Origin of the sequence: Streptomyces sp. NPDC059371 (assembly GCF_042751995.1) — a bacterium.
Taxonomy (GTDB): Bacteria; Actinomycetota; Actinomycetes; order Streptomycetales; family Streptomycetaceae; genus Streptomyces.
In genome coordinates this window covers 122733-133532 of the sequence record NZ_JBHYXD010000016.1, presented here as the reverse complement: position 1 = coordinate 133532, position 10800 = coordinate 122733, and the positions used below count along the sequence as shown (strand labels likewise).

The following is a 10800-nucleotide window of genomic DNA, read 5'->3' as shown; positions in this document are numbered from 1 at the left end:
CCCGTCACCTGCGTGACGGGGGCGGCCCTTTGCGGTTTCTGCTCTGCGAACTCCGGTCGCTGACGACCTCGGTCGCGAAGACGTCAGTCGTTGTTGTTGCCCGGCGACGGCGTCGTCTTCTGGATCTGGAGCAGGAACTCGGCGTTCGACTTCGTCTGCTTCATCTTGTCGAGCAGCAGCTCGATCGCCTGCTGCTGGTCGAGCGCGTGGAGCACGCGACGCAGCTTCCAGGTGATGGCGAGCTCGTCGCTGCCGAGCAGGAGCTCTTCCTTACGGGTACCGGACGCGTCGACGTCCACCGCCGGGAAGACACGCTTGTCGGCGAGCTTCCGGTCGAGCTTGAGCTCGGCGTTGCCGGTGCCCTTGAACTCCTCGAAGATGACCTCGTCCATGCGCGAGCCGGTGTCGACGAGCGCGGTGGCCAGGATGGTCAGCGAGCCGCCGTCCTCGATGTTGCGCGCGGCACCGAAGAAGCGCTTCGGCGGGTACAGCGCGGTCGAGTCGACACCACCGGACAGGATGCGGCCGGAGGCCGGGGCGGCGAGGTTGTACGCACGGCCCAGACGCGTGATCGAGTCGAGCAGCACGACGACGTCGTGGCCCAGCTCCACCAGACGCTTGGCGCGCTCGATGGCGAGCTCGGCGACCGTGGTGTGGTCCTCGGCCGGACGGTCGAAGGTCGAGGAGATGACCTCGCCCTTGACCGACCGCTGCATGTCGGTGACCTCTTCCGGACGCTCGTCGACCAGGACGACCATCAGGTGGCACTCGGGGTTGTTGATGGTGATCGCGTTGGCGATCGCCTGCAGGATCATGGTCTTGCCGGTCTTCGGCGGGGCCACGATCAGACCGCGCTGGCCCTTGCCGATCGGCGCGACGAGGTCGATGATCCGGGTCGTCAGCACGCCCGGGTCGGTCTCCAGGCGGAGCCGGTCCTGCGGGTAGAGCGGCGTCAGCTTGTTGAACTCCGGGCGCCCGCGCCCGGATTCGGCCGCCATGCCGTTCGCCGAGTCGAGGCGGACCAGCGCGTTGAACTTCTCGCGGCGCTCGCCGTCCTTGGGCTGGCGGACCGCGCCGGTGACGTGGTCACCCTTGCGCAGGCCGTTCTTACGGACCTGGGCGAGGGAGACGTACACGTCGTTGGGACCCGGGAGGTAGCCCGACGTACGGATGAACGCGTAGTTGTCGAGGATGTCGAGGATGCCCGCGACGGGGATCAGCACGTCGTCGTCGGCGACCTGCGGCTCGGCGATCTCGTCGCGTCCACGACGGCCACGGCGGTCCCGGTAACGGCCGCGGCGACCGCGGCGGCCGCCCTCGAAGTCGTCGTCGTCCTGCGGGCCGTTGTCACGCGGGCCGTTGTCACGGGGACCGTTGTCACGCGGCGCGCTGTCGCGGGGCTGCTGACGGTCCTGACGACCGCCGCCCTGCTGCTGACGGTCCGGACGGTCCTGGCGCTCCTGACGGTCCGGGCGCTGCTGGCCGGCACCCTGGCCGCCCTGCTGCTCGTCGCCCTTGGCCGGACGGCGGTCGCGGTCACGGCCGCCCCGGTCGCGGTCACGGCGGTCGCGGCGCTCACGACGGCCCTCGGCGCCCTCGGCGTCGCCCTGCGTCTCGGCCTTCGGCTCGCCCTTCGCCTCGGCGGTGACCGTCTCCGGGCTGCCCGTCTCGGCGGTGGCACGACGACGGCGGCGCTCGGCGGGGGCGTCGTCCGCCCCGCGGTCGGCCTCGCTCGTACGGGAGGGACCGCCGGCCGGCTGGCCGGGGATCTCGATCTGCTGCTGGGCCACGGCCTTCTCGGCGGCCTTCTCGGCCTTGTCCGCGGCCGGGGCGGCGGCCTCGTCACCCGTACGGGCCTTGGAGGTGGCGCGGCGCTTCGGCTTGGTCTCGGCGGCGTCGTCGGACGCGGCCTTGGCCGGGGCACCCCCTCCGGCCTGGGCCTCCTTGATGACCTCGATCAGCTGGCTCTTGCGCATCCGCGCGGTGCCCCTGATACCGAGGCCCGATGCGACCTGCTGCAGCTCGGCCAGCACCATGCCCTCGAGGCCGGTACCGCGGCGTCGCCTGGAGCCGGCACCGGTGGCAGGCGCGGAGGCGTCCGTGGCGGGCGCGGCAGCGGTCTCCTCGACACGTGCGCCCATCAGATCGGTGGTGTCGCTCACGAAGGGTCCTTCCCTGGAGCGGACGTCGGCCTGTCTGGCTCGGCGACCGGTTGTGCTGTCCGGCATTGGCCCTTGCTGTGTGGACCGTGCCGGGGCGGTTGTCCGCCAAGACGGCGGAAGACATTGCTGGTGATGACGATTCCTGAGCCGTGGCACTGAGTTTCGGTGTCATCGGCTCGGTCACGCCGGTTCCGGAGCGTGCTCAGCACTGCTCAGCGCATAGCACCCAATGCAAGGCACGTAGCAGTTTGGGAGGCTCCCGGAAGAATGGGTGTCCCGGACAGGGACGCGAAGCACCTCGCCATGGTGGGGTCGGGTGCAGACTTGAGGTTAACACTACCGGATCCAACAAACATTCCCCCTCTCCAAATCCGGCAACCGTGCGTCGTCAATCGACCTCGACAGGTGCCAGGGGCAGCACGCACGCCCCCTGCGCGTCGAGGTCCAGACGGTTGGCCGCCCAGCCCTGACCTGCGAGATCGGCCACCTTGTCGGCCGACGCGCGGTCCGCGAGCGCGAGGACCGTGGGTCCCGCGCCGGAGATCACGGCCGGGATGCCGTCGGCGCGCAGACGCTCGACGAGCGCGGCGCTCTCCGGCATCGCCGGGGCGCGGTATTCCTGGTGCAGCCGGTCCTCGGTGGCGGGCAGCAGCAGCTCGGGGCGCCGCGTCAGCGCCTCGACGAGCAGTGCGGCGCGGCCCGCGTTGGCGGCGGCGTCGACATGCGGGACGGTGCGCGGCAGCAGACCGCGCGCGGTCTCGGTGAGCACGGCCGTTCCGGGGACGAAGACCACCGGAACGATGGAGTCCGCGGGGTCCATCCTGATGGCGCGCGCGGCGCCCGACTCCATCCAGGAGAGCGTGAATCCGCCGAGCAGACAGGCCGCGACGTTGTCGGGGTGCCCCTCGATCTCGGTCGCGAGCTCCAGGAGCGCGGTGTCGTCGAGCCTGCTGTCCCCGCCTATGGTCACCGCGCGGGCGGCGACGATGCCGGCGCAGATGGCGGCCGACGAGGAGCCGAGACCGCGGCCGTGCGGGATGCGGTTGGCGCACACGATCTCGAGGCCGCGCGGCTGTCCGCCGAGCAGGTCGAAGGCGGTGCGCAGGGAACGTACGAGGAGATGCTTCTCGTCGCGCGGCAGCGTCTCGCTGCCCTCACCCGCGATGTCGATGTGCAGTCCTGAGTCGGCCACCCGGACGACAACGTCGTCGTAGAGCCCCAGTGACAGGCCGAAGGCGTCGAAACCCGGGCCGAGGTTGGCACTGGTGGCGGGGACGCGCACCCGGACGGCGGCGGCGCGGAACGCTGGACCGGCCATCGCTCGATGACTCTCCTTGAGCTGCGTGATGTACGAGATTTACGAAGAACTGCGAGATGAACCACGACGGACGGGCACGTGGACCCGGGGTCCGCAATGACCGCGCGGCACCGCGGCATATGCGGCGGGCGGGTTCGGTACAGCTTATCGAAGGAAGGTTCTGTGGCGACATAGGGCGCACAGGAGGCGCACGATGCGTGTCGTAAGCCCCTCGTGCACCCCCCGTCGGGTCGGCATGGGGATGACCCCCGCGAGCGGACGGTTTCCGTCGGCTTTCCGCCGGTTTCCCGTCCGTTCGCGGCGAGTTCCTCACGGTTGGCCGGTCCCCGCCGCTCCGGGTCGGGCCACCGGCCCCACCCGTGCACGTCACCGCCGGCCTGACCGTCACCGACGGATTCGCGCCAGAGACAGCGGGAGTTCCCGCCATTCCGAGCCCGGTCTCCCGCCCGTCGGGGCTTGCCGTCACCCCGGACGGGTCCTGACCTTGGGCCGGGCAGGTCCTGAGCCTTGAGCCGGGCAGGTCCTGAGCCTTGAGCCGGACCGGTCCTGAACCCGCGACCGGAACGGCCCTGGACCAGGGCTGGCGGGCTGGTCCCGGCCTGAACTCCGACCCGACCGGCTCTGGACCACAACCGCACCGGACCCGGGCCTACGCCAGGCCGAGCCGTTCCGCCGCCGTCGCCGCGTCCACCGGGACCGTGACCGGCTGGGGAGCGCCCGCGACGGCCCAGTCGGGGTCCTTGAGACCGTTGCCGGTGACGGTGCAGACGATGCGCTGACCCGGGTCGACCTTGCCCTGTTCGGCGGCCTTCAGCAGACCGGCGACGGACGCGGCGGAAGCGGGCTCGACGAAGACACCCTCCTGCGCCGCCAACAGCCGGTAGGCGCGCAGAATCTCACGGTCCGTCACCTCGTCGATGAGACCGCCCGACTCGTCCCGCGCGGCCAGCGCGAACTGCCACGAGGCCGGGTTGCCGATCCGGATCGCGGTGGCGACCGTCGACGGGTCCTTGACGATCTCGCCGCGCACGATGGGCGCGGAGCCGGACGCCTGGAACCCCCACATGCGCGGGGTCCTCCCGGCGATGCCGTCGGCGGCGTACTCCTTGTACCCCTTCCAGTACGCGGTGATGTTGCCCGCGTTGCCCACCGGAAGGACATGGATGTCGGGCGCGTCGCCGAGCATGTCCACGATCTCGAAGGCGGCCGTCTTCTGGCCCTCGATGCGCACCGGGTTGACCGAATTGACCAGCGCCACCGGGTAGTTGTCGGACAGCGAGCGCGCCAGCGTCAGACAGTCGTCGAAGTTGCCGTCGACCTGGAGGATCTTGGCACCGTGGATGAGGGCCTGACCCATCTTGCCGAGCGCGATCTTGCCCTGCGGCACGAGGACGGCGCAGACCATCCCGGCGCGTACGGCGTAGGCGGCGGCGCTCGCCGACGTGTTGCCGGTGGAGGCGCAGATGACGGCCTTCGCGCCCTCCTCCTTCGCCCGCGTGATGGCCATGGTCATTCCGCGGTCCTTGAAGGACCCGGTCGGGTTGGCACCCTCCACCTTGAGGTGGACCTCGCAGCCCGTGCGCTCGGAGAGCACCTGCGCGAGCACGAGCGGCGTACCGCCCTCGCGGAGCGACACGACCGGCGTGCTGTCGGACACCGGAAGCCGGTCCCGGTACTCCTCGATGATTCCGCGCCACTGGTGGGTCATTGCTGGTTACTCTCCTTCAACCCGCATGATGCTGGAGACACCCCGCACGGTGTCGAGGCCGCGCAGCGCCTCGACGGTACCGGCGAGGGACGCGTCGGAAGCGCGATGGGTGACGACGACGAGGGAGGCCTCACCGTCCTTGCCCGACTGACGCACGGTGTCGATGGACACCCCGTGCTCGGCGAAGACGGTGGCGACCTGGGCGAGAACACCGGGCTTGTCGGCCACGTCGAGGCTGATGTGATACCGCGTGACGACCTCCCCCATGGGCGAGACGGGGAGCTGCGCGTACGCGGAGTCGCCGGGGCCGGTCGCACCGCCGAGCCTGTTGCGGCAGACGGCCACCAGGTCGCCGAGGACGGCGGACGCGGTCGGGGCGCCGCCGGCGCCCGGCCCGTAGAACATGAGCTGACCGGCGGCCTCCGACTCGACGAACACGGCGTTGTACGCGCCGCGCACGGAGGCGAGGGGGTGGGTCAGCGGAATCATCGCGGGATGGACGCGCGCCGTCACCGAGCCCCCGTCGGCGGCCCGCTCACAGATGGCGAGCAGCTTGATGGTGCAGCCCATCCCCCTCGCCGAGGCGAAGTCGGCGGCGGTGACCTCGGTCATGCCCTCGCGGTAGACGTCGTCGAGACGCACCCGCGTGTGGAAGGCGATCCCGGCGAGGATGGCGGCCTTGGCGGCCGCGTCGAACGCCTCGACGTCGGCGGTGGGGTCGGCCTCGGCGTACCCGAGCGCGGTGGCCTCGTCGAGGGCCTCCTGGTAGCCCGCCCCCGTGGAGTCCATCTTGTCGAGGATGAAGTTGGTGGTGCCGTTGACGATGCCCATCACCCGGTTGATCTTGTCGCCGGCGAGGGACTCGCGCAGCGGCCGGATCAGCGGGATGGCGCCGGCGACGGCGGCCTCGTAGTAGAGGTCCTTGCCGTGCTCCTCGGCGGCCGCGTGCAGGGCGGCACCGTCCTGGGCGAGCAGCGCCTTGTTCGCGGAGACGACGGAGGCGCCGTGCTCGAACGCGGTGGTGATCAGCGCCCGGGCGGGCTCGATGCCGCCGATGACCTCGACGACCACGTCGATGTCCCCGCGTTTGACGAGAGCGGTGGCGTCGGTGGTGATCAGGTCGGGGTCGATGCCCGCGCGCACCTTGGAGGGCCTGCGGACGGCGACCCCGACGAGCTCGACGGGTGCGCCGATCCTGGCCGTGAGGTCGTCGGCGTGCGTCGTCATGATGCGCGCCACCTCTGAGCCGACAACCCCGCAGCCCAGCAGCGCCACCTTCAGCGGACGCGTACGCATCATCCGACCTCGTTTCCTCATACCGTCTTCGGTTGGACCAGTCTCACTCACCGGACGGGAGTTTCTACCCCTCGTCCGGATCGTGAGACGTCCATTTCATTTTTCTGGTAGGCGACGACAGGAGATCTTCCGCCCCGGTCCAGACCCGCCGGATCCGGTCCATCCGATCACCTGACATCACCGCTTGTCACTCGACGTCACCTGACGTCACCCGACATCGAGACGCAGGAGGTCCTCCTCCGTCTCACGGCGGACGATCACTCGCGCCACGCCGTCCTTCACGGCGACGACCGGCGGGCGCAGGGCGTGGTTGTAGTTGCTGGCCATGGACCGGCAGTACGCGCCGGTGGCCGGCACCGCGATCAGGTCGCCCGGCGCGAGGTCGGCCGGCAGGAACGCGTCCTTGACCACGATGTCCCCGCTCTCGCAGTGCTTGCCGACGACACGCGCGAGCATCGGCTCGGCGTCGGAGGTGCGCGAGACGAGGGCGACGCTGTACTCGGCGTCGTACAGCGCGGTCCGGATGTTGTCGGACATGCCGCCGTCCACCGAGACGTAGGTGCGCAGACCGTCGAGCGGCTTGATCGTGCCGACCTCGTACAGCGTGAACGCGGTCGGACCGACGATGGCGCGCCCCGGCTCCACGGAGATCCGCGGCGTACGCAGCTTCGCGGCCTCGCACTCACGGGTCACGATCTCGCTCAGCGCCTTGGCGATCTCGTGCGGCTCGCGCGGGTCGTCGTCGCTGGTGTACGCGATGCCGAGACCGCCGCCGAGGTCGATCTCGGGCAGTTCGACGCCGTGCTCGTCGCGCACGGCGGCCAGCAGCGCGACGACGCGCCGGGCGGCGACCTCGAAGCCGGCCATGTCGAAGATCTGCGAGCCGATGTGCGAGTGGATCCCGACGAGTTCGAGCGCGTCGAGCGCGAGCGCGCGCCGCACGGCCTCGGCGGCCTGCCCGTCGGCGAGCGCGATCCCGAACTTCTGGTCCTCGTGCGCGGTGGCGATGAACTCGTGCGTGTGCGCCTCGACGCCCACCGTCACCCGGATCTGCACCCGCTGCCGCGTGCCGAGGGACTGCGCGATGTGCGCGACCCGCACGATCTCCTGGAAGGAGTCGAGCACGATCCGCCCGACACCGGCCTCGACGGCCGTACGGATCTCGTCCTCGGACTTGTTGTTGCCGTGGAAGGCGATGCGGTCGGCGGGCATCCCGGCCGACAGGGCGGTCGCCAGCTCACCCCCGGAACACACGTCCAGGTTCAGCCCCTCCTCGTGCAGCCACCGTACGACGGCACGCGAGAGGAAGGCCTTGCCCGCGTAGAAGACGTCCGCGTCGTGCCCGAACGCGGTGCGCCAGGCACGCGCCCGCTCCCGGAAGTCGCTCTCGTCGAGGAAGTACGCGGGAGTGCCGAACTCCTCGGCCAGCGCGGTGACTTCGAGTCCCCCAACGCTCACGACACCGTCCTCCGTACGGCTGACGGTGTGCGACCACACCTTCGGGTCGAGGGCGTTGAGGTCGGCGGGCGGGGCGCTGTAGTGGCCCTCGGTGAGGACGTCGGCGTGACGGGGCCCGGCGGGGTGTGCGGAACGACTCATGTCTGCGGTGCTCTCTACTTCGTCAAAGGTATTCGGGTGCGCTGATGCCGAGCAGGGACAGGCCGCCGGCCAGCACCGCCCCGGCGGCTTCGGCGAGCGCGAGCCGGGCACGGTGGGCGGCCGAGGGTTTCTCGTCGCCGAGCGGCAGCACGGCGTGCTGAAAACCGAGAAGCGCGTCAGCGGTCACGACAAGCTGCCGCGCCAGCCGGTCGGGCGCCCGAAGCCGCGCGGCGAGACGCAGGGCATGCGGATATTCGGCCAGAGCGGCGAGGAGATCGGCTTCGCCGGGGGCGGGGGTGGGGGTGGGGGTGGGGTCGGATGCCCCGAGGGGGGCGCCCGCAGGTACGGCAGGGGCGTGTACACCCCTGAGGGCCATGGTGCGGCCGTAGCCGAGGGTGGCGGCGTTGCGGTGCAGGGCCCGGGTACGGGCGTGGGCGTAACGGACGCGGAAGAGAGGGTTGCTCTCGCGCTGGAGGAGGTGATCGGCGCTGATCCGGGGCCGGTCGTGCGGCGCGGGATGGAGCAGAGCCCAGCGGGCGGCGTCGTGACCGAGCGGGGCGGGGTCCTCGGGCGCGGGCACGGGCCGGAGATTCACGGGTTCGGAGTGCCGGACCTCGGCACGGCCGCCCTGGGTGGCGACGATCCGTACGAGGGTGTCGGCGACGATCTCGGCCCTGGTGTCGTAGGGCACGCGCAGCTCGACGACCTGCCCGGTCAGGGAGTCGCCGTGCCCGTACCGCGTGCCCTGCTCCAGCACCGCCCCCACCAGATCGGCGGAGGCGCCACCCGCGAGGGTGATGTTGAGGAACCCGGGTCCGGTGACGGTGACGTCGGCGACGCCGGGTTCACGCGCGATGTACGTCCGCAGGGTCTCGGCGACTTCGAGCGCCGGCCGCCGAGCCTGCCCGGCCAGCCGCAGCGCGATGGTGCTCGCGTAGTCCCCGCACCCACCGGGCCCCGGCGGCGTGACGACCACACGCTCGGGCACCGAGACACCGCCCAGCTCCCCCACGTCGACAGCACGACGCACCGCGCGCAGCACGGTACGGGAGAGCTCGACGGGAGTCACGGGACAAGCCTAGGGGAGGAGGGGGGTGGGAAAGCGAGCCGGTTTCGGGATGGTCCGGGATGTGGACGGGGGGCGGGGGACCGCGGGGGCGGTGGACGGTGGCGGGGACCGCGGGGGTGGTTGCCGGGGGCCGCTCGGCGGAACGCGGTTGTGGGTGCAGTGGTTGCAGTGGTTGCAGTGGTTGCGGATGCCGGGGTCGGCTGGGATGCCGGGGTCGGTTGGGATGCCGGGGTCGGTTGGGATGCCGGCGCTCTTGAGCCGGCCGGTGCCAGCCGCCCCGCCCCGCCACCCGGTCGAGCCGCGATCGAGCCGGACCGGGGCGAAGCGAGGGACGTAGGGGGCGTAGGGGGCGTAGGGGGCGTAATCCGTGAACGTGCTGAGCAGTGGAGGGCGGCGGCCGGGCACGCACACGAGGATGAACCTCGCGGTCCCGCGTATGAATGAGTGGCGGACGGCCCCACTCGGGCTGCTCGGCCGCTCGACGGACAGCCGAGCAGCCCGGCACGGACGACCGAGCCGACCGGTGACGACACGGCTCATTGACCGGGACCGGTGCTTACGACGCGACGACGCGACTCAGTGACGACCGGGGCGCAGCCCACTCGGTACGCGACTCAGTGATCCGGTGCGCCACCCGCTCGGCGACGCGACTCAATGATGAACCGGTGCCCCGTTCGCTCCGCGACGCGACTCGTGACGAACCGGTGCCCGGCCACTCGGTGACCCGACTCAGTGATGACCGGTGCGCCCCGCGCGCTCGGCCTCCTCGACGGCGCCACCGGCGCTCCCGCCGGCACCCTCACCCGGATCACGCCCTTCCATCAACTGCCGTACGAGACGGACGAGTTCGGACGGCTCGAAGGGCTTGGCGAGAAAGGCGTCGACACCGACGTCGAGCCCACTCTCGACCTCGTACTGCGTACAGGCGCTGACGATGGCGAGGGGCAGATTCCGGGTCCGGGGATCGGCCCGCAGCCGAGCGGCGGTACGCAGACCGTCGAGCCGGGGCATCACGACGTCGAGGGTGACGACATCGGGCCGAACCTGATGAACGACGTCCAGACACTCGGCACCATCAGCCGCGGTCACGACCTCGAGACCCTCCAGCTCGAGGTTGACCCTGATCAGTTGCCGGATGACCTTGTTGTCGTCCACAACAAGCACCCGACCGGACACGCCTGGCACAACTCGAGAGTAGGTCCGCGCCCACCGCCGCGTCCGGGTTTTCCCCACTTCCACCCCGTGCGGCCCCACCCCCCGAGCCGCCCCCACCCCACCATCGGCGCCGCCTCCACCCCACTCCCCCACTCGCCCCTCCCTCCCGCCCCCGCAACACCACCCGCCCCGACCAAAAGACGTGGCGATCACCCCTGAAGGAGCTGGTAGGGTTCTACCCGTCGCCGCACACAAAGCGCCCGACACGCCCCCGTAGCTCAGGGGATAGAGCAACGGCCTCCGGAGCCGTGTGCGCAGGTTCGAATCCTGCCGGGGGCACTCACCTAGGAACAGCAGAAGTCGAGCGCTGACCAGGGTGGATGCCGAGAGTAGAGGGGGGGGGGGGGGGGGGGGGGCCCCCCCCCCCCCCCCGTGTTGCGACGAGCAGCGGGCCCGCCCACCCACAACCCCCCCCCCCCGCCGAGGCGTAGCA

General features: G+C 71.1%; 7 protein-coding genes and 1 tRNA gene. 1 reads left to right on the top strand and 7 read right to left on the bottom strand.

The features are described 5' to 3' along the window. Positions 1-83: 83 nt before the first annotated feature. The 7 genes from rho to ACFXGX_RS12600 form a co-directional block, all read right to left on the bottom strand. Entirely contained in the window at positions 84-2162 is a 2079-nt protein-coding gene (gene rho, locus ACFXGX_RS12630) for a transcription termination factor Rho (protein WP_384788822.1), read from the bottom strand. 388 nt (positions 2163-2550) lie between these two features. Beyond that, positions 2551-3480, bottom strand: coding sequence for a homoserine kinase (gene thrB / locus ACFXGX_RS12625; protein WP_384788819.1), 930 nt, complete (start codon positions 3478-3480; stop codon positions 2551-2553). Between the two features lie 649 nt (positions 3481-4129). Beyond that, positions 4130-5188, bottom strand: a complete 1059-nt coding sequence (gene thrC, locus ACFXGX_RS12620; protein ID WP_384788815.1) for a threonine synthase — start codon at positions 5186-5188, stop codon at positions 4130-4132. A 6-nt stretch (positions 5189-5194) separates the two neighbouring features. Beyond that, complete coding sequence (locus ACFXGX_RS12615; RefSeq protein WP_384788838.1) at positions 5195-6484, bottom strand: homoserine dehydrogenase; 1290 nt, start codon at positions 6482-6484, stop codon at positions 5195-5197. A 207-nt stretch (positions 6485-6691) separates the two neighbouring features. Beyond that, complete coding sequence (lysA, locus tag ACFXGX_RS12610; RefSeq protein WP_384788812.1) at positions 6692-8083, bottom strand: diaminopimelate decarboxylase; 1392 nt, start codon at positions 8081-8083, stop codon at positions 6692-6694. Between the two features lie 22 nt (positions 8084-8105). After that, positions 8106-9152, bottom strand: coding sequence for an ArgS-related anticodon-binding protein NrtL (gene nrtL, locus ACFXGX_RS12605; RefSeq protein WP_384788809.1), 1047 nt, complete (start codon positions 9150-9152; stop codon positions 8106-8108). Between the two features lie 729 nt (positions 9153-9881). After that, complete coding sequence (locus ACFXGX_RS12600; RefSeq protein WP_384788806.1) at positions 9882-10385, bottom strand: response regulator; 504 nt, start codon at positions 10383-10385, stop codon at positions 9882-9884. A 189-nt stretch (positions 10386-10574) separates the two neighbouring features. On the opposite strand from ACFXGX_RS12600, the gene ACFXGX_RS12595 reads away from it, so the two are divergent. After that, positions 10575-10646 (top strand) — tRNA-Arg (locus ACFXGX_RS12595). Positions 10647-10800 lie beyond the last annotated feature (154 nt).

Excerpts from the sequence above, each read along its gene's own strand:
- thrB (WP_384788819.1), bottom strand. The coding sequence starts at position 3,480 with ATGGCCGGTCCAGCGTTCCGCGCCGCCGCCGTCCGGGTGCGCGTCCCC.
- thrC (WP_384788815.1), bottom strand. The coding sequence starts at position 5,188 with ATGACCCACCAGTGGCGCGGAATCATCGAGGAGTACCGGGACCGGCTT.
- ACFXGX_RS12615 (WP_384788838.1), bottom strand. The coding sequence starts at position 6,484 with ATGCGTACGCGTCCGCTGAAGGTGGCGCTGCTGGGCTGCGGGGTTGTC.
- lysA (WP_384788812.1), bottom strand. The coding sequence starts at position 8,083 with ATGAGTCGTTCCGCACACCCCGCCGGGCCCCGTCACGCCGACGTCCTC.